Source organism: Photobacterium kishitanii (assembly GCF_003026355.1).
GTDB lineage: Bacteria > Pseudomonadota > Gammaproteobacteria > Enterobacterales > Vibrionaceae > Photobacterium > Photobacterium kishitanii.
This window is the reverse complement of the sequence record NZ_PYON01000017.1, coordinates 1-19,581: the sequence shown is the minus strand read 5'-3', so window position 1 is coordinate 19,581 and position 19,581 is coordinate 1. Positions and strand designations below refer to the sequence as shown.

General features: G+C 36.9%; 15 protein-coding genes and 1 pseudogene. 9 read left to right on the top strand and 7 right to left on the bottom strand.

Annotated features, from left to right (window positions below; translation table 11 throughout):
• Positions 1–433 precede the first annotated feature (433 nt).
• On the top strand, positions 434–2,386 hold the full coding sequence (locus C0W29_RS16685; RefSeq protein WP_045044823.1) for a DEAD/DEAH box helicase: 1,953 nt from the start codon (positions 434–436) through the stop codon (positions 2,384–2,386).
• Between the two features lie 66 nt (positions 2,387–2,452).
• Here the strand turns inward: C0W29_RS16685 and C0W29_RS16680 are convergent, their stop codons facing one another.
• Positions 2,453–3,370: a LysR family transcriptional regulator gene (locus C0W29_RS16680; RefSeq protein ID WP_045044822.1), complete on the bottom strand. Its 918-nt coding sequence runs from the start codon at positions 3,368–3,370 to the stop codon at positions 2,453–2,455.
• Positions 3,371–3,593: 223 nt separating this feature from the next.
• Between C0W29_RS16680 and fabG the strand changes: the two genes are divergently transcribed.
• A complete protein-coding gene (gene fabG, locus C0W29_RS16675) occupies positions 3,594–4,328 on the top strand; it encodes a 3-oxoacyl-ACP reductase FabG (protein ID WP_045041421.1) in 735 nt (244 codons plus the stop codon).
• 236 nt (positions 4,329–4,564) lie between these two features.
• Positions 4,565–4,852 (top strand): hypothetical protein, encoded by a 288-nt coding sequence (locus tag C0W29_RS16670; RefSeq protein ID WP_036790861.1) that lies wholly within the window; start codon positions 4,565–4,567, stop codon positions 4,850–4,852.
• Positions 4,853–4,885: 33 nt separating this feature from the next.
• Here the strand turns inward: C0W29_RS16670 and C0W29_RS16665 are convergent, their stop codons facing one another.
• The 4 genes from C0W29_RS16665 to C0W29_RS16650 form a co-directional block, all read right to left on the bottom strand.
• Complete coding sequence (locus C0W29_RS16665; RefSeq protein ID WP_235862013.1) at positions 4,886–5,716, bottom strand: TOBE domain-containing protein; 831 nt, start codon at positions 5,714–5,716, stop codon at positions 4,886–4,888.
• A 162-nt stretch (positions 5,717–5,878) separates the two neighbouring features.
• Positions 5,879–7,222 carry a TldD/PmbA family protein gene (locus C0W29_RS16660; protein WP_045044821.1) on the bottom strand — a complete coding sequence of 448 codons (1,344 nt, stop codon included), beginning with the start codon at positions 7,220–7,222 and terminating at the stop codon, positions 5,879–5,881.
• Positions 7,222–8,607 carry a TldD/PmbA family protein gene (locus tag C0W29_RS16655; RefSeq protein WP_045044820.1) on the bottom strand — a complete coding sequence of 462 codons (1,386 nt, stop codon included), beginning with the start codon at positions 8,605–8,607 and terminating at the stop codon, positions 7,222–7,224. The genes C0W29_RS16660 and C0W29_RS16655 overlap by 1 nt, the downstream gene beginning before the upstream one ends.
• Positions 8,608–8,723: 116 nt before the next feature.
• On the bottom strand, positions 8,724–9,710 hold the full coding sequence (locus tag C0W29_RS16650) for a CobW family GTP-binding protein (RefSeq protein WP_045041419.1): 987 nt from the start codon (positions 9,708–9,710) through the stop codon (positions 8,724–8,726).
• Positions 9,711–10,192: 482 nt separating this feature from the next.
• Here C0W29_RS16650 and C0W29_RS16645 point away from each other — a divergent pair, with 482 nt between their 5' ends.
• On the top strand, positions 10,193–11,188 hold the full coding sequence (locus tag C0W29_RS16645; protein WP_045044819.1) for a RelA/SpoT domain-containing protein: 996 nt from the start codon (positions 10,193–10,195) through the stop codon (positions 11,186–11,188).
• Between the two features lie 114 nt (positions 11,189–11,302).
• On the top strand, positions 11,303–11,725 hold the full coding sequence (locus C0W29_RS16640) for a PACE efflux transporter (protein WP_045041417.1): 423 nt from the start codon (positions 11,303–11,305) through the stop codon (positions 11,723–11,725).
• A 50-nt stretch (positions 11,726–11,775) separates the two neighbouring features.
• Here C0W29_RS16640 and C0W29_RS16635 read toward each other — a convergent pair whose 3' ends face one another.
• Entirely contained in the window at positions 11,776–13,182 is a 1,407-nt protein-coding gene (locus C0W29_RS16635; protein ID WP_045044818.1) for a sensor domain-containing diguanylate cyclase, read from the bottom strand.
• Positions 13,183–13,849: 667 nt separating this feature from the next.
• Between C0W29_RS16635 and C0W29_RS16630 the strand changes: the two genes are divergently transcribed.
• From C0W29_RS16630 to C0W29_RS16620, 3 genes are read left to right on the top strand one after another with little or no spacing between them, the layout of a single operon-like run.
• Positions 13,850–15,172, top strand: coding sequence for a paraquat-inducible protein A (locus tag C0W29_RS16630; RefSeq protein ID WP_045041494.1), 1,323 nt, complete (start codon positions 13,850–13,852; stop codon positions 15,170–15,172).
• A gap of 11 nt (positions 15,173–15,183) precedes the next feature.
• The gene (pqiB, locus tag C0W29_RS16625; protein ID WP_036790838.1) at positions 15,184–16,824 is read left to right on the top strand and encodes an intermembrane transport protein PqiB; all 1,641 of its coding nucleotides are present in this window, start codon (positions 15,184–15,186) and stop codon (positions 16,822–16,824) included.
• Between the two features lie 2 nt (positions 16,825–16,826).
• Positions 16,827–17,396, top strand: coding sequence for a PqiC family protein (locus C0W29_RS16620; RefSeq protein WP_045044817.1), 570 nt, complete (start codon positions 16,827–16,829; stop codon positions 17,394–17,396).
• Positions 17,397–17,451: 55 nt separating this feature from the next.
• Here the strand turns inward: C0W29_RS16620 and C0W29_RS16615 are convergent, their stop codons facing one another.
• A complete protein-coding gene (locus C0W29_RS16615; protein WP_045041493.1) occupies positions 17,452–18,117 on the bottom strand; it encodes an HAD family hydrolase in 666 nt (221 codons plus the stop codon).
• 214 nt (positions 18,118–18,331) lie between these two features.
• Here C0W29_RS16615 and cqsA point away from each other — a divergent pair.
• Positions 18,332–19,505 (top strand): annotated as a pseudogene (gene cqsA, locus C0W29_RS16610) (alpha-hydroxyketone-type quorum-sensing autoinducer synthase).
• Positions 19,506–19,581 lie beyond the last annotated feature (76 nt).

Here is a 19,581-nt window from a genome sequence, read left to right as displayed (position 1 = left end):
ACAAGGGACAATAAAGATAATAGTAACTATGGCTATAATAAAGAGTAAAGAATAAAAAACTAACTTCTATAAAGAGATCAATCGTCAGTAATCAATATAAAAATACTAATAAAAGATTACCCTAATCTAATAACAAAAGTGGGTTTAATGGTACAAGATTGGATTTGAATTATAGGATTGTTCGTATTTTCAACAACATAGTTAATTGATAATCTATAAAAAATCATAGGATGTTTATCAGATGTACTATTTGTTCAATAAATGGTTGTTTGTGAGTTATTTTGTGACGTTGTTCAATTTTTTCTGGCTTTTTATCAAGTATTAGCCCACAATACGCCTCCTATTAGTCGAGGCCCGTGCTAGTGGTTGCTGTTGCAGAACCCTCTGTAGCAAAGGGGCCCCGTTTTTAAGTTGATCATATATTGGGATCCCAATGCAAGAAACTGTTACAGAATTTCGCCAACTAGATTTGGCCGACACACTACTATCCGCACTAGACTCTATGGGTTTCGTATCGCCTACTCCAATTCAGGCGGCGTCAATTCCTCTACTTCTAACTGGTACGGATGCGCTTGGTAAAGCACAGACTGGTACTGGTAAAACAGCAGCGTTCTCGTTGCCTGTACTGAACAAAATTGATCTTTCTCAGCATAAGCCACAAGCTATTGTTATGGCTCCTACTCGTGAGCTTGCAATTCAGGTTGCTGCAGAAATTAAAGTTCTTGGTCAAAACATCAAAGGCCTTAAGGTTCTTGAGATTTACGGTGGTGCTTCTATCGTTGATCAAATGCGTGCACTAAAAAATGGTTCACACATTGTTGTTGGTACACCTGGTCGTGTTAAAGACCTTATTTCACGTAAGCAACTTCACTTAGACGAAGTACACACTTTCGTTCTTGATGAAGCTGATGAAATGCTAAAAATGGGTTTCGTTGACGACGTTACTTGGATCATGGAACAAGCACCAGAATCTGCACAACGTGTACTTTTCTCTGCGACTATGCCTCCTATCGTTAAAGAAATCGTTGATCGTTTCCTTCGTGATCCAGCTCGTATTGACGTTGCTGGTGAAAACCGTACTGTATCTCAAGTATCTCAACAATTCTGGGTTGTTAAAGGCGTAGAGAAAGACGAAGCAATGAGTCGTCTTCTTGAAACTGAAAACACAGATGCATCAATCGTATTCGTTCGTACTCGTCAAGATACTGAGCGTCTAGCTGATTGGTTATCTTCTCGTGGCTTTAAAGCTGCGGCACTTCACGGTGATATTCCTCAGTCGCTACGTGAGCGTACTGTTGATCATATCAAACGTGGCGTGATTGATATCTTAGTTGCAACTGACGTTGTTGCTCGTGGTCTTGATGTGGCACGAATTACACACGTATTCAACTACGACATCCCATTTGATGTTGAATCATACATTCACCGTATCGGTCGTACTGGTCGTGCTGGACGTGAAGGTAAAGCGATCCTATTGGTTCGTACTAACCAAATCCGCATGCTACGTACTATTGAGCGTGTTACTAAGTCTCGTATGGAAGAAATTCAACTTCCGTTACGTGATCTAGTTGCTGCATCTCGTCTTAACCGTTTAGGTGAAGAACTTGCTGCACAGAAAGAACAAACAAGTGTAGAAGCATTTGTTGAACTTGTAGAAAAACTACAAGAATCAATTGATGTTGATGCAGCAACACTAGCGGCAATGCTTCTTCAGCGTCAACAAGGTAACCGTCCTTTATTCTATAAAGGTCCGGACCCAATGATCGCTGCTATTGAGCGTGAATCACAACGTCGTGAGCGTCGTGGTGACCGTGATGATCGTGGTAGTGATCGCGGCGACCGTCGTGGTGACCGTCCTGATCGTGGCGAACGCCGTGGTGAGCGTGGTGGTGAGCGTGGCGAACGTCGCACTTTCAACAGCGCTGATTGGGATACTTACCAGCTACAAGTTGGCCGTGAGCAAGGTGTTCAAGTTAAAGATATCGTTGGCGCAATCGCAAACGAGCTTGGCTTAAGCAAAGAGTTCATCGGTGCAATTAAACTTGCTCCTTCACATACTTTTGTTCAACTTCCTAAGAAGATGACAGCAGAAGTAGCAGCACAACTGAAGAAACTACGTATTCGCCAGAATGACGTTAAAGCTGTTGTTGTTGAAGGTGAAGTGTTACGTGAACATCGTCCACGTACTGGTAATCGCGATGGTAACCGTGGTGGTGAGCGTACTGGTCATCGTGGTAGCCGTGACGGCAATCGTAGCGGTGAACGTGGCGGCGAGCGTCGTTTCGATCGCAACCGTGGTAATGATACCCGTGGTGGCTACCGTGGCAACCGTGATGGTGCTGCAGCGCGTCCAGCAGGCGACCGTAAGCCTCGTACTGACGCATAATTTGCGCTAGTGTAATAAAAAAGCCAGACGAGAGTCTGGCTTTTTTGTACGCGTTTTTTAACAATGTTAAGTGACATTGCGACTTAAGTTTATATCCGTGACGCGTTTCAATAAATGCTCCTTAAAATTAGCACAGCGAGCAGGCATATGTTTTCTTGGTTTGTAATATAAGCTTAACTCGAATTCACTACTAATATAGTTGTTTAGTACTGAGACTAATTTATTTTGTTGCAAATCATCCTGAATTAAACTGTAGGGTAAATATGCAATTCCGCCGCCAGCTACTGCAATATTTTTTAATATTTCGCTATCATCGACTTCAACAGTTCGTGATATTTGTACTGAGTTATATTCCCCATTTTGTTCGAAGATCCAACGATTCCCCCCCACAAGCGTTGTTGCGAATAAACATAAATGTTTTTTTAGATCGTTAGGTATTACTGGTTGTCCATAACGGGCTATGTAAGCTGGAGAACAGCACGCCTTTAGAGGTTCACGAAATAAAGTACGCTTAACTAATAAGCTGTCTTTATCTTGAAAACCGCGATAAGTTGCATTGGCACGTATTGCGAAATCGACTTCATGTACATTATCAACTTCAAATGCAGTTTCAATGACCACGAAATTAATATTGGGATTATCACTCACATATTCACCAATAATCTCGCTCAAATAATATTTCGCAAATAATGGTGTGCATGCGACCTTAATGGTACCTATATCTTCTTGACTGATATTTTGAACTTCATTGAGGACATCGGTAATTTGATTATTAATTTGCGTAAATCGTTGGAACAAATGTTGTCCTGCTTGAGTGACAGAAATTTTACGGGTGGTACGTTTAACAAGGCTTATCCCCATCATTTCTTCAAGCTCAGTGATCCAACGGCTTCCAGCTGACGCTGAAATACCATATTGCTTGGCAGCATCTGTGACTGATTGACATCGCACAACATGAAGAAAAAAAATAATTTTATCTAACATTGCTTTCCCTGCATTATCGATATTACACCTGACAATTAAAGTATAGTTAATAGGCGTTATGTTGCATTTATTAATAGTTAAATTTAATTGTCAGTGTTTTATTTTTGCAATTGTGTCTTGTGATATTGAGTTTAATGTTCAGGCTATAGTTATCTAGAATAAAGAATGAGCGCTGAGTTTTAGTTTGATTGTAGGACGACAACAAACATCATAAGGGGAAAATATGCTAACCGATAAAGTATGTATTGTGACAGGTGGAGCCCAAGGAATTGGTCGTTGTATTGTTGAAACATTTGCGCGTCAGAATGCAACTCGAGTGATTGCATGTGATATGAATATGGGAATGATGGCTGACTTAGAGCAGCAGTTTCCAAATGTTACCGCATTAGAGCTTAATGTTTGTGATCGTGAAGGTGTAGCAGAAGCTATACGACAAATTTCAGAGCAATACGAAAAAATTGATGTACTAGTTAATAATGCAGGGATCACTCGTGATAATTTGATTGATAAAATGACGGAGTCTGATTGGGATTTGGTTATGGATGTTAATCTCAAGGGCGTTTTTAATATGACCCAAGCTATTGCCCCTATAATGATGCAAGCAGGGAGTGGGTCAATTATTACTATGTCATCGATAGTGGGTACTGATGGCAATATTGGCCAAACGAATTATGCCGCGACGAAGGCTGGAGTTATTGCTATGTCGCAATCATGGGCGAAAGAATTTTCGCGTAAAGGCGCACAGGTTAGGGCAAATTGTATCGCTCCTGGATTTATTGAGACTCCAATGACGGTTGATCTACCTGAAAAAGTTATTAATTATATGATATCAAAGACACCACTTCAGCGGATGGGGAAAGCACAAGATATTGCTAACTGTGCATTATTTTTAGCCAGTGCTCAGTCGAATTTTATCACTGGACAAGTATTAAAAGTGGATGGTGGGCTTGTTATTTAACGATCAATTTATTGTCCAATGCAGCCATAAAATTATTGTGTCTTTTGGTAACAGATACCACAGGCACAATAATTAATCACGTGTAAGAATGCTCATATAAACAACAGTACTTTTAATAATATCTCCATTTATGTTATTTCTTTGTCAAATAAGCATGTTTCTGAGCTATAACGGGATATTTTGCAGAAAAAGCCTTAAACTGCTCTCAGTGGTAATTGTCGTTTAATGGGTATGTCATGATATTTTCATCATCAACATTGTGGTTTATAAGTATTGCTTGTGTACCATTATCAGTTGTACTTTTTTTATGCTCATTAAAGCAACAAAAAATTTGGTTGAATCTGATGGCATTAGCATTTGTCTTTATGGCTTGTGGGTTGATTATTATTCAGCAATATGAAGATTATACTAATTTTACTGACTGCATTAAGAAGGGATTTAATTATAATGCGTTTTCAACCGAATGCAGTGTTGATTCGCAGAATCCAGATCCAATCCCTGACAATATAAGCTCATTCCTTTGAGCGTAATACGATTATTGAACACATTTCTGCTATTTAATACATACTTGCCACAATAACTTGAGTGGAGTGGAATAAAGCGTAAATAGGCATTCCTAAGCGTAATGTTTCATCCATAAGATCTTGATTATCTACAAAAGCACAAATACTAATTTCATCTGTTAAGCTGATAGTGATTTCAGTCGATTGGCGATCTTGCTTCATTGCAGTAAGCGTACCCAGTAATTGGTTATCAAACCGATCACGCTTGCCATGAATGAGATTTTCTTCGCTACAAACTGTAATTGCAGGACCTTTGATTAGCGTTACGACATCTTTATTTTGTTTTAGGCCTAAGCGTAATGTACTGCCATGGGTGATTGTTGCTTGAATTTGATGCTGCTCGGTAAGGGCTATAGTGACGACATCATGCAAATCATGGGTTTCGATAGCAGAAATATGGCCGAATAATTGATTTCGTGCACTAGTTTGTAATGAGAATCGACTCATTACACCTAAAAGGCTATCAAGCGGTGCATTATCGTCATTAAGAGCTTGTAAGCCCATGTCTTGGATTTTATTTAACAAGTCATACATTTGAATTAAACGTTGGCCAAAGCGTGTTAGTGTCGCACCTCCACCGCCTTTTCCACCTTTTTCACTATTAACTAAAGGTTGTTCGTTACTGCTATTCATATCTTTAATAGCATCAAAGGCCGCTTTGTAGCTAATGCCTGCTAATTTGGCTCCTTGGCTGATAGATCCGCTATCATTAATTGCTTTTAATAGGGCGATACGGCGCGGATTAGCAAACATTTTATTATTAATTTGTAGTGTCGCAATAGCGGTAAGATTCATGGTCTTATTCTTATTAGGTGTTTTATTCATGTTATCGCATTTTATTGAAGATTTTAAACCCAATAATAGTGATTGTGGGTTATGGATACAATAATGAACATCTATTTGAGTTGGCGCAAAAAAAACCTTACTGAATTGGATTTACATGAATATTTTTATCAGTAAGGTTTTATTATCGGAAGAGGTTATTGATTATTTTCCCGCAATATTTAAGCGTGTAAAACGAATTTTTGGGGCGTAGAAACTGCGATTATAATCATGTTCTAATTGATTGCTTACAGCGTCAATTTCTTTGATCATTTGGTAGAAATTACCCGCAACAGTAATACCACGTACGGCTTGTAGACGCTGACCATCACGGCAGAGAAAGCCGCTAGCACCAAATGAGAAATCACCACTCACAGCATCAGCACCAGAATGGACACCTTGTAATTCTACTAATTCAAGGTATTCACCAGCAGTAACCTCAGCGTTAGAGCTTATACCTGTACTAATAACAGTATGACGCGAGTTTACGCCTAGGCCGCCTTTTGCCGAGCGTGAGCCATTGGCTGTATTTTCAATGCCAAAGTAGCTGGCAGTATGGCTATTGTGTAATAAGCTTTGTAATTTGCCTTCACCAACTAATAAAGTGTCATGAGTAGCATAACCTTCGCTATCAAAAGCTTTAATAGAAAAACCACCATTAATGTAAGCGGTATCTGTAATCGTCAGTAGTGGGCTAGCGACTTGAGAATAAAGCGCATCACGCCAAGGGTTTATTCCTTTCATAGCGGCTTGCCCTGACATGCACATTCCGAATGCAGAAAATAAATTACTTAATGTGCTAAGGGTAAAAATCACTGAATAATGTTTACTTGCTATTGGGGCGCCATCTAATAATGCTTGCGCCATGTCATAGCCATGGTTAATACAGTAGGTTGGATCTAATTGACTAAATAAACGTCCGGATGACATTCCGCCGTGCATCGCTTGTTTACCGTCTTTCTCATAAAGAGTATAAGCATAGCAATACGTTGAGCGTTCACTATGGCTACACAATGTCCCTTGAGTATTAGCCAAAATAATGTGGCTATCTGACTCAGCAAAGCCATTATAGGGAGCACTGGTAGCATGAGGTTTACTGACTACACCTTGTTCTAAAGATAATGCAAGTGTGATTTTTTCATCAACCGTCGCAGTCTCAATTTGGTAGACCTCAGGTTCAGTTGTCGCTAATCGGCTATCAAGGCAACTGATTGTTTGATGCGGATCTTGCTGGGAATATTGCGTATTGGTCAGTGCATTATCAACCATGAGATCAAGACTAGCGAGATCAAGTGATTCAGAATAACTTGTGGCTGTACGCTGATCTTTAATTACCCGTACACCGATAACTTGTCCTGAAGTTACTTTATATTCGTCAAGTTCGCCTTGATTGGCTTTTAGTGAAAAATTATTACTGCGGTTTGCAATGACATCGGCAGCAGCGTCGTGTGACCGAACGCGATCAAGTACGTAATCGATAGCCTGTTGTAGTGCGTTTTGATCTGTCATTAGTTGCCACCTCCCACAAGAATATTATCAACTTTTAATGCTGCTTGACCTACAGTTGTTGGTACTGAGCCACTAACAGATCCACACATGCCAGCAGCAAGTGCGAAATCATTACCAATCATACTGATTTCTTTCAAAACCTTAGGGCCAGTACTGATTAAGGTTGCTGATTTGAGTGGTTTAGTGATTTTACCGTTTTCAACCAGATAAGCTTCTTGAACAGCAAAGTTAAATTCACCTGTTCCTGGTTGTACTGAGCCGCCGCCCATTTTTTTAGCATAAATACCGCGTTCAACACCAGCCAGCATATCATCGAGCGTACTTGTACCAGGTTCAATAAAGGTATTACGCATCCGTGACGTTGGTGCGAACTTATAAGATTCGCGACGGCCTGAACCTGTACGTGCAAATCCAGTTTTTAATCCCCCCATACGATCAACCATAAAGCTGGTTAGTTTACCGTCTTTAATCAGTTGAGTACGTTGAGTTTCCATGCCTTCATCATCAATATTGATTGAGCCCCATTGATTGGTCATGGTGCCATCGTCAACAGCACTAACAACCGAATTTGCAATCATTTCTCCCATCTTATCGTGAAAAACCGAGGCTTTTTTAGCAACAGAGGTTGTTTCAAGTAAGTGACCACATGCTTCATGGAAGATAACGCCACCAAATCCATTACCAATAATGACGGGCATTTCCCCTGAAGGACAGGCTTCTGCAAATAGCTTAACCATTGCTTGTTTTGCTACATCATGGCCGAGCTTCTGCGCGTCAACATGAGTATTAAACTCCCAACCAGTAAACGCACCAGGTGCTTCATAACCCGTGGATTGCTCGCTGCCATTTTGAGCAACAGCATTAGCAGAAATACGGGTATAATGCCGAGTATCGCCAATATGAAGGCCATCAGAGTTAAAAATTTCGATCTGCTGTTCACGTTGAGCAACACTACCAATAAATTGGGCTATTTTTTCATTTTCAGCACGGGCAGCTTGATCTGCTTGACGTAAAAACGCAATTTTAGCCGCCATGTTAGTATCTAGGCTAAGTGGTAATTGACAGCTATGTTTATTGTTATAGCGATTTAAGTTAAGAGCACCAGCCGTTAATATTTGCTCGCGTTTATCTTTAGCCGCGAGTAAAGATGTGACGCGTTTTAATTCTTCTTCATCGGTACTGTTAGTGTAACCATAGAGAACTTTATGTCCAAAAAACAGGCGGATACCAATACCAAAATCAATACCTGAGTTAACCTTATCAATTTCAGCTGATATGAGTTGGACAGAACTTGATTGATGATGTTCGACAAATAATTCAGCGAAATCAGCGCCAAGAAATAGGGCATGATCGATCACTGTTTTAGCAGTATTAGGGTTTAGCATTTGTGCTCCCTTATTTTTATGAGCTCTATTTTATAACCTAGCAGTAAAGTGATAAAAATTCTCACTATTACTGCAATCGGTATGAGCAATGGATCTATAAGAATCAATAAATAGGATTATTTAGCGACAGTATTAGCTGCAATTGAACATAAAATATTTTCTAGTTCATCCCATGGTAAAATTTCGTTATCAATGACCTCAATGCGTGATTCAAATCCTTCTAGCGAAAGTTCGTTAACAGACACAACTTGATTAACAACGTTAAATGCAAAGCAGCCATTTTCGGTATTAACAACAGCTTTAATGCGATTAGCACTAAGGTTAGAAAATAAGCTGAATAATTTTGAGAATTCAAATAATTGATCCGCAGCAAAGAACCAACCACAACTGTGATAACCCTGACCGTGGTTTTCTTTACGGATAAATTGCTGACCTGGGGCTAATTCTAATTCAGGTAAGGGTTCTGTTTGGTCGTGATGATGATGGTGGCTATGTTGTGCTTGGCGATCCGTACGTTCAATATCAAGCCATTCTAATTCAAGTCGGCCATGTTCAACTTCAGCAATCAGTGCTTTTTTAGGTTCGGCTTTTTCCATTGCTGTTTGGAAGGTATATAAATCAAATTCGTCACACTGATCGATTTTATTGGCAACCACGACATCAGCTAGAGCGAGCTGATCCTGAAAATTAACGTTATCGGTATAAACGCTATCAGCAAAATGACGTGGATCAACGACGGTGATTGTTGCACGAAGGTCAACATAGTTACGGTAGCTTTCTGATGTTAATTTGTGGATTACTTCTTTAGGATGCCCTAAGCCTGTTGGTTCAAGTAGCAGCCGATCGGGTTTTTGCGCTAGTAACGCATTGATACCAACCGACATCGGTAGTCCCGCAACACAACACATACAGCCGCCAGGGACTTCTTTAATGATGGCGCCTTGCTGCTCTAAAATAGCACCATCAACGCCTACATTACCGAATTCATTAATTAAAATAGCCCATTTTTCGTGTTCGGGTTTACGTGCAAGTAAAGAGAGAATAGAGGTGGTTTTACCCGCACCTAAGAAACCGGTAATGATATTAGTTGGAATACGTTTCATGTTGTGACTAAATCCCTAAACGATTGGCATGAAAATAATAATACTAGTTTACGTTAGTGACATTAAAGTGACTAGTCTAACTAGGTCAAGCATTACTCTCATTCCACTTTTTGGTTAAAAAATAATACAAACTAAAAATAAATAGCTTATAACATTTTTAGCATGATTAATTATTCAATGATTCTACGGTAAATAAGAATGATTAATTAGCTCATTGTTAGCTTTAATGCGATAAAAATCATGATGCGATAAAGCGTTTTATTTATATTGATTTAGGATATTGATGTGTGATTAAAATAAGTTATTCAAGAGTACTTCAAATTTATTTGTGGTAACTTTGTTATCATTTTAGGTTTCTTATAAAGTTGAAATATGTATGCAAAAATAATAACTTAGATGTGTATCTAGAATAATAAGTGATGTTCTATTTAATCTATCATTAGTCTTTATATCTATATTATTTATCAATAAGTGAGTCTGTAATGAGTATTGCTCTTTTGACAGAAGATGAGTTTCTGCATAATAATCGGATTAGTCAACAGCAGTGGCAAGCCAGCCAAATGACGTGGCCAACATTAAAAGCCATAGGTCTTTGCCATGAGCAACGAACAGAGGCATTGAACCTCACTGCAGAATCATATGCACGTATTATTCAACAGTGTTCTCATGTTCATTCTGTGCGCTGGCGAGTAAAAAACCCGCAGCATCTAATGGAAAAAATTGTCAGAAAAACACAACCTCATAGTTCGACATTTAAAGCTAAATATCTCGGTATTAATCAATATAATTATGACGAGATTGTCACTGATCTTATTGGTGTTCGAGCATTACATTTATTTAAAGATGATGGATTAGTTATTCATGATTATTTAATGAATAAGTGGCAGTATGAAGAACCACCTGTTTATTATGTCAGAAGTGGAGATGATGAAGTTTTTGCTGTGTTACCTAAGGATATAAAAGTAAAAATACATCCTGCAGGTTATCGTTCGCTACATTATGTGTTTGGTAGCGAGTTACAACAGCGACGTATTTTTACAGAAGTACAAGTACGGACTATTTTTGAAGAAGCATGGACGGAAATTGACCATAAAATACGTTATCCGAATTTTTCTACAGATGCAGAAATTTGTTCTTTTTTACTGATATTTAATCGTTTAGTTGGATCGGCTGATGAAATGGGCTCATTTGTAAAGCAACTTGCAGTTGAAGCTGAACAGCGTCAACAAGCATTGATAGCATCGAAAAAAATCACAGAAACTAATGTTGTTGAAGTCGAAGGTTTATTTGATAAACTAGAGGAAAAACCAATAAAACAAGATGATTATCAATTGGTTATTTCAAAATTACGGCAGCAGGTTATGCAATTACAATCAGATAAAGAAGTGTTACAAAAATCAATATGCTCAAATATGCTGGCATCGACAACTGTGGTATCTCAGCGCTGTTACAAAGCTTCTGAGTTGTTAGACAAATAGCCTGTCTATCTGTTTATCGGATGGTTTCTAGCTTGTTAATAGCAAAAAAACATTTATAGTAATATGCATAAAAGCTATCTATGACAAAAAATAAATGTACTGAGGAAATTTTTGATGAGAACGCGGTTGGATCGTATTCGCCATGCGGTTTGTTTTGAAATTATTGGCTTAATTTTATTGGTGGGTGTATTAAGTCAGTTAGGATTTGACAGTGGTCATATTGGCGTAGTAGGGATTGCTTTTTCAATTTTAGCAACTGGCTGGAACTATATTTACAATATTTGGTTCGACCGTATACTTTATCGTCGCTATAAAACAGCAGTAAAAACAACTGCTATTCGTATTATTCATAGTCTTGGATTTGAAGCTGGACTTCTTTTTGTCACTATTCCTATTTTGTCTTGGGTACTAAAAGTTACTCTATGGCAGGCTTTTGTTCTTGATATTGGTATGGTACTTTTTTATCTCATTTATGCATATGTTTATAATATTGCTTATGATCGTTTATTTCCAATATCTGCGGTACAACAAGATTAATAAATAATAGTTTGATAATAGCCCCTAGTGATATTAGCAGTAGGGGCTTTTTAATGGTTAATATAAAAGGTGTAACAGTTTTTGCCTTTTTTCTTACTGTCATAAACTGCTTTGTCAGCATGAATAATTAATTGTTCGATATCTCGTGTTTCGTTATCAGTAAGTGCAACACCAATTGATGCTGAAAATGGAATAACTGTACTGGCATTACTGACAGAACCATTGAGTTCAATGATAAGCTTCTGTAATTTATCGATTAAATCGATCTCATTGTTGAAGTTGTTTGTTAATATGATAAATTCATCGCCGCCGAATCGACCCGCTAAATCGATGGGATGATTAAAAAATGTTGTTATATGTTGAGCAAATATCGAAATAACGTAATCACCATAATGATGACCTAATGTGTCATTAATTGTTTTAAGGTTATCAAGATCAATAAAGAGTAATGCAAACTTTTTATGATGTGTTTGGATCTTGATATTTGCATTTTGAATAAAATATTTACGGTTTAATAAATTGGTTCTAGAGCAATAAACACCATCTTTAGATGTATTAATAATATTGTTGAAGTGATGGTTTATATCGATATTGTCACTTTTTGATTGTGATTGAATCGGTATAATAGAAGTGCTTTCTTTAATAAAGTCATCAATCGGTGATGTGATAATAGAAACTTTTTTCATTAAATAATATCCAATAGTCACTGATGCTATTATAGAAATAAAAATATTAAAAATAATAAAAAGAAAGCGTTCTTTTAAATATTGATTATAATTAAAAGTAGAGGCTAAATACCAAGGCGTGTTTTTTATTAGATGTAATGTCAAACGTTCAATTTGGTATTTATTATTAATGGCATAATAACTGAATGAGATTTTATTTTTAATATTATATGATATTTGACTACTGTCCAATGACGTATAAAGTTTATTGATTTTGAGTATATTTATATTTTTACAATTATTTTGAGTGCCTTTATAATCATTTAAGAGATTGTTTTTTATACTAGTATTTTCTTGATAAGAAAGTGCCTTTTTTATCTCTGCATATGATACAGACGCAAAAATAGTTCCACCGTTGGCTGAATTAGTAAAAGGTTTACATATGATATAAACATAACTATTAGAAATAGGTGAATGAATTAAGTTACTAATAGTAAGTTTATTATTTTCTATTGCTTGCTGAAAATAACGCCTATAGCTTATATTTTCTATGCTGTCGTTGTATGTTGTAGCAGCGTTACCTTTTAGATCACTAATACCTAATATTTCGATATTAAAGGCTTCTTGATAAGGGCGAACATATTCAATACGTTGTGATAATAATGATGATTGGTTTTGTACTGTATTATCGTTAGAAATTGCAGTTAGTAGATTGGTATGTTTACTAATAATGTTTGTAATATTATTTTCTGTCGCAATTCTATTTCGTATTAATAAGTTATGTATACGCATGTATTGGTTATAGGACCAATAACTTAGATTAAAAATAACTAATAAGCTTAGACATAGTAAAATGTATTGGGTTATCTTCTTTTTAATACTATGGCTAATGTTCATGCAGTAGTGTCTTTTTTACCAGTAATGTATTCATGTATAATAACCACTATTTTACTGTGTTTAAAATACTCATGAATAGTCTTTATTTGTAACAATTAATCATACTTTAAACTGAAAGTAGTCATAAAAACGGAATAAATAGTAAGAGAGTGTCTTGTCTATAAGAGAATAGTTATTCATTGAGGTGGGTTTATTGAAAGGATCTCCTTTACTGATTAATGTTCTATTTGAGAGGTAAAAATTGAAAAATAACCGTCATTAAATGTAATGCGGTATTAAGTAAGAATACTGCTATAATGCATACCGTTCAAAATAAAGTATAATTAGGGGTAGTGTTTGATAATACTGAAATAGTAAATATAAAAAACACTATTTAAAACAATAAGTTTCATTTATAACGAGTTTGGGTTAGTCGGCGATAGTTCGCTGGGTATGTGTTTGTTTTTTGAAAATGATTTTTAGCATGTTAGTGAATTATACTATCAGGTTTGTTTGTCATAGGTGATGTACGTTGAGTAAAGAAATTGAACTCGCACGAAAGGCGATTGACGTGCAACAATCAATGATGATTGCGTGTGAAGAGTGTGGATTAGTCGTAGATATTCCTAATTTAAATGAAGGCGAAAAAGCGACTTGCCCTCGGTGTGGCCATACTTTAATAAAAGCCGTTAGCTTACCTTTTCAACGTCCTGTTGCTTACGGTGTCGCTTGTTTGATCATGTTAGCATTGAGTCTTTCATTTCCATTTTTGTCTTTTACTGTTAATGGTATGGGGCATCAAATTACACTCTTAAATGCGGCTGAAACATTACAACATTTTGAAAATAGTGTATTGGCTATTTTGTTAATGACGACAGTAATTGTTTTTCCAGCAGCATATGTGATATTGGTTTTGTATCTCTATTATCGAGCTAACAAAGTAAAGAATATTGGCCATGTAATTCATGCCCGCAGTTGGATTAAATTCTTATGTCGAATATTATTTAAAATCCAACCATGGTTAATGGTTGATGTATTTTTAATTGGTGTTTTAGTCAGTCTTGTTAAAATATCAGCATTAGCACATATAGGCTTAGGTAACTCGTTTTGGGCTTTTTGTCTTTATAGTGTGCTAGTTGTTAAGTGCGTTTCGTTAGTTGATAGAACTTGGTTGTGGGATCAGTTTTTTGCCATGGTGCCGATTGATGGCGTTCATGATGGCGATACCCATATGGATCATAACCATGTTGGCTGCCATGATTGTAACCAAATAAATCCAATGCCAACTACGCATAATGCGCGTTGTTTACGTTGTGATAGTCGATTGCATGTTTTTAATGCTAATCATTCTTTACAGTACTCATGGGCTTATTTGCTGGCATCTATTGTCTTTTATATTCCGGCAAATTTATATCCTATGATGTATACCGTGAGTTTGGGGCAAACAGAAGGGTCAACGATTCTGGGTGGGGTGGTATTACTTTGGAAAATGGGATCATGGCCGATTGCTTTAGTGATCTTCATTGCTAGTATTTTTATTCCGATGGCGAAAATGTTTACGCTAGCATGGTTATATTTTTGTGCAGGTAAGCGAACGGATGATTCGACGCATATCGCAATTAAACATTTAAAATTATACCGTTTAACTGAGTTTATTGGCCGTTGGTCAATGGTTGATATTTTCGTGGTTGCCATTTTGGTAGCTTTAGTACAATTACAAAACTTAATGGCTATTTCACCAGGTCCTGCGGCGTTATGCTTTGCAATCGTGGTGATATTTACAATGTTATCAGCCATGAGTTTTGATCCACGGGTATTTTGGACGACTAAAAGCAAACCGTGTAAACAAGATTCAGAGTTAGATGCTACTGAATCCAATTCAGTAGTGCCTAGTGTACATAAATGAGAAAGCAGATTATGAGTGATAACCAGCCGACTGAGGCTAAAGTACAACGTTTGAAGCAAGTGTCTCCAATATGGATTGTTCCACTGGTTGCGTTAGGTATTGGTATTTGGATGTTTGTCCAATATCTTAATAGCCAAGGGCCAGTGATTACGATTCGATTGCCAAATGCATCGGGTATTGAAGTTGGAAAAACAGCAATAAAATCGTTAAATGTTAAAGTTGGTGTAGTTACAAAAGTCCAATTAAGTAAAGACTATAGCTACATTACTGTAACGGCTCAGATGAACAATGATACTGGGCGTATGCTTAAAAATGACACGTTATTTTGGGTCGTTAAGCCACGTATAGGTAAAGGTGGGGTTTCCGGTCTGGATACACTTCTTTCTGGTTCATATATAGAAATGCAGCCCGGAGAAGGTAAAGAGGACAAGAATCATTTTGTTGCTTTAGATGTGCCGCCTGTTGCGCCAGCGGATGCTAAAGGTTTACGGGTTATTTTAACGAGTCGTCAAGCAGGAAAATTAGGTGTAGGTGATCCTGTTCTTTATGATGGTTTTACCGTCGGTCGTGTGGAACAAGTTAGTTTTGATATCAACAGTAAGCGTGCTAATTACCAATTATTTATATTTGAACCTTATGATAGTTTAGTGCGTACCAGCAGTAACTTTATCTTAGCCTCTGGTGTTAAGGTTCAGGTGGGTGCTGAAGGTTTTAATGTCAAAATTGGCTCACTAGAATCATTAATTACGGGTGGTGTGACATTTACTACACCGGCTGATGATCAAGGTAGTCCACAGTTACAGCAAAAAGCATATTACCGTTTATATAATAATCGTAGTGAAGTTCGCGAAAAAATGTTTGAACAACACCTTGATTTTGTAATGCTATTCAGTGAATCAATTCGTGGTTTAAAAGCGGGTGCTCCGATTGAATATCGTGGTATTCAGATTGGTACAGTGCAAAAAGTGCCATTACGTTTACCTACTAGCCAGGAAGGCTTTACGAGTAAGCAAATTCCAGTATTGGTGCGTATTGATTTAGGTCGTGTTTATGATCGTTCAGATGAAGGTACACTAGCATCACTACAGCAGAATCTTGAAAAAGAATTTAAACAAGGCTTACGAGCAACACTGAAAACGGGGAATTTATTAACAGGCGCATTGTATATTGGCACTGATGTTTATAAAGCCGAAAAACCAATGAAGGCGTTGACATATGATGGGTATAATCTTTTCCCAACTAAAACAGGCGATCTGGCTGAAGTACAGAAGCAGCTAACAAACTTATTGAATAAATTTAATAAGTTACCAGTTGAAGATACTTTGAATTCAATGACTGCTACATTAAAAGCGTCTGAAAAAACGATGGCGACGATGCAAACAACAATCAATGATTTAGATCGTTTGCTAAAGCAAAAAGATACGCAAGCATTGCCTGGTGATGTACGTGCGAGTCTTAAACAGATCCAAACAACACTTAATGGTTTTGGTCCTGATGCTGCACCATATCAGAATCTTGAAGGTGCACTAACACGTTTTGAAGCAGTTATGACAGATCTTCAACCGGTGTTACGTCAACTAAATGAGAAACCAAATTCATTAGTGTTTGGTGATGAGAAAACAAAAGATCCAGTACCTGTTGGAGGTCGTTAATAATGAAAAAATGGTTCATCATTGCAGCTGTTACTTTAGCCGCAAGCGGTTGTAGCAGCGCGCCTGAAGGTATAAATACTTTCTTGTTACCAGCAGGTAAGACGTTAACAGTATCGCATGTGAATAATCAGCCATTATTGATTGTACGTCCTGTTGAGGTTGCGGCACATTTAGCAGGTAATGGTTTAGTTTATCAGACTTCTGCAACTGAAATGGTCGAAGCTCAGCAAAACTTATGGGGAGAAGCGTTAGCAAAACAGCTAACACGTCGCATTACCCATGATTTGCGTCAAAAGCAACATCAATTATGGGCAACGCAATTAACACCAACACTATCAACGACAGGATCGTCGAGATTACAGGTACGTATTAACCAATTTAATGGTGTATATACAGGTATGGCTAAAGTTGCCGGCGAGTGGATGATCATTGGGGCGAATGGTAACTTACAAACAGTGCATCCGTTTGAGTTTAGCGTACCATTGGCTAAAGATGGCTACAGTGCTCAAGTTGAAGCATTATCAACAGCCGTTGGTGAGTTGACAACCCAAATCGCGAATGCAGTGAAGTAAGTCATTTATTAAAAAAAGCCCACAGGTTAATAGCCTGTGGGCTTTTTTATTAATTCTAAATAGATAAATTATCGATTTTTAAGAACTCTAAAGCTTCATTCATGGTACTAAATATATGATGTCCTAACGCGCGCGTTTCAGTATCTGGTTCAACTAAATCTATGATTTGTAGTGTTGTCATATTAGCTGCAATGGCTGATTTTACGCCATTATTAGAATCTTCAAAAGCGAGACATCGTTGCGGATTAATATGTAAACGCTGTGCGGCGAGAAGATATATTTCAGGTGCGGGTTTGCCATTAGTAACCTCATCACCACTGGTTATGTGTGAAAAGTATTTAGCCAGCCCGGCTAAACGAAGCTTTTTGTGCGCGAGTGTATTGTGGGTTGATGTTGCCACAACCATTGGAATGTTTTGTGTCTGTAGCCATTCTAATAATGTAATAACACCACTTTTAACTGGAATGGGTTGATGCTCAACAACGGTAAGGTAACGTTGCATCCACTGCGGATGAAAAATCTTATAATCTAATAGATCTCCGTAACCTTGTTCAATGATAGGTTTAATGCCTGCTTGGTTACGACCAATGATAGAAAGATAGATGTCTTTTTTGAAAGGGATATTCATTTCAATGCAAGTTTGCTGGAAAGCTTTCATACAGACTTTTTCTGTATCAAGTAATAATCCATCCATATCAAAAATTGCAGCATGATATTTCATAATATTCTCATCCTGATTATTTTTCAGCATATTTTCTCATAATATTAAATTTTAGAATAGATTATTTATAGTAAATAAAAACAATTTAGTTATTCATACGAAGGTATGAAGGGAGTATAAAATAATAGGTTGTGTATTTTTTTATTAATAATAATATATCGTTGTTATTTACGATTATGTGAATAGCATTATATTAATTGAAAGGAATACATCAATGAAAAATCGAAATATGACTAAATCTCTTCCTGAATTTATAAAAAAAAATTGAATTTCATTTAGAGGAACTTATTTACCCAAGAAAAAATCAACAACATTTAGTATTAGGCAAAAAACCAACAGAAAATGGGGTTTTATTACAAAGTAATGATTATCTCGCAATTTCAAATCATGATTATATTCGAAAGGTATATGTTGATACGTTAAATAACAATAAAAAAGATGTTGTTATGTCGGCGATATTTTTACATAAAGATGATGATCATTCATTTGAACATCAACTTGCTAATTATACCGGCTTTGAGCATTGTATCTTGTCGCAATCTGGTTGGGCTGCCAATGTAGGATTAATTCAAACGATCTTACCTGTTAATACACCAGTATATATTGATTTCTTTGCTCATATGTCTTTATGGGAAGGAGCTAGAATTGCAGAAGCACAGATTCATAGTTTCTTACATAATAATACTCGTCATTTAGAAAAGTTAATAAAGCGTAATGGGCCGGGATTGATCTTAGTTGATTCGGTTTATAGTACATTAGGTACGGTTGCACCTCTGGCTGAAATCGTAGCATTAGCTAAGCATTATGGTTGTGCTATTTTAGTTGATGAATCACATTCATTAGGGACTCATGGACCACATGGCGCAGGGCTAGTTGCTCAATTAGGCTTAACAAATGATGTTGATTTTATAACAGTTAGTTTGGCTAAAGCCTTTGCTTATCGTGCAGGAGCTATATTATGTAGTCATAAAGTAGGGCAAGCATTACCGTTTGTAGCACGACCAGCCATTTTTAGTTCTGCTTTATTACCGCATGAAATTGCAGTATTACAAGCGACATTAAATGTGATTAAAAATAGTGATGATCGTCGTTCACGATTAGTTGAACAAGCCGATAAATTACGTCATGGCTTGATTAAACTTGGCTTTAATATTCAAAGTCAGTCACAAATTATTGCTCTTGAAACGGGTAATGAAACTAATACTGAGATCATGCGAGATTATTTAGAAGATATGAATGTTTTTGGTTCTGTTTTTTGTTCACCAGCGACACCAAAAAATAAAAATCTTATTCGTTTTTCAGTTAATAGTGAATTAACCGATAAAGATATTGATATTATTTTGCAGGCTTGTTCTTCAATAAATATAAAGTTAAAGTTCGCATCATAATAATGCTTAATATGTTCTAATAGTTAAATATATAGTATTAGAAAATTAAATGGTATTAAGCCTGCTAATAGTATTT

Bases quoted from the DNA above. Each gene is read 5' to 3' on its own strand.
- C0W29_RS16685 (WP_045044823.1), top strand. From the start codon at position 434: ATGCAAGAAACTGTTACAGAATTTCGCCAACTAGATTTGGCCGACACA.
- C0W29_RS16680 (WP_045044822.1), bottom strand. From the start codon at position 3,370: ATGTTAGATAAAATTATTTTTTTTCTTCATGTTGTGCGATGTCAATCA.
- fabG (WP_045041421.1), top strand. From the start codon at position 3,594: ATGCTAACCGATAAAGTATGTATTGTGACAGGTGGAGCCCAAGGAATT.
- C0W29_RS16670 (WP_036790861.1), top strand. From the start codon at position 4,565: ATGATATTTTCATCATCAACATTGTGGTTTATAAGTATTGCTTGTGTA.
- C0W29_RS16665 (WP_235862013.1), bottom strand. From the start codon at position 5,716: ATGAATAAAACACCTAATAAGAATAAGACCATGAATCTTACCGCTATT.
- C0W29_RS16660 (WP_045044821.1), bottom strand. From the start codon at position 7,222: ATGACAGATCAAAACGCACTACAACAGGCTATCGATTACGTACTTGAT.
- C0W29_RS16655 (WP_045044820.1), bottom strand. From the start codon at position 8,607: ATGCTAAACCCTAATACTGCTAAAACAGTGATCGATCATGCCCTATTT.
- C0W29_RS16650 (WP_045041419.1), bottom strand. From the start codon at position 9,710: ATGAAACGTATTCCAACTAATATCATTACCGGTTTCTTAGGTGCGGGT.
- C0W29_RS16645 (WP_045044819.1), top strand. From the start codon at position 10,193: ATGAGTATTGCTCTTTTGACAGAAGATGAGTTTCTGCATAATAATCGG.
- C0W29_RS16640 (WP_045041417.1), top strand. From the start codon at position 11,303: ATGAGAACGCGGTTGGATCGTATTCGCCATGCGGTTTGTTTTGAAATT.
- C0W29_RS16635 (WP_045044818.1), bottom strand. From the start codon at position 13,182: ATGCGTATACATAACTTATTAATACGAAATAGAATTGCGACAGAAAAT.
- C0W29_RS16630 (WP_045041494.1), top strand. From the start codon at position 13,850: ATGATGATTGCGTGTGAAGAGTGTGGATTAGTCGTAGATATTCCTAAT.
- pqiB (WP_036790838.1), top strand. From the start codon at position 15,184: ATGAGTGATAACCAGCCGACTGAGGCTAAAGTACAACGTTTGAAGCAA.
- C0W29_RS16620 (WP_045044817.1), top strand. From the start codon at position 16,827: ATGAAAAAATGGTTCATCATTGCAGCTGTTACTTTAGCCGCAAGCGGT.
- C0W29_RS16615 (WP_045041493.1), bottom strand. From the start codon at position 18,117: ATGAAATATCATGCTGCAATTTTTGATATGGATGGATTATTACTTGAT.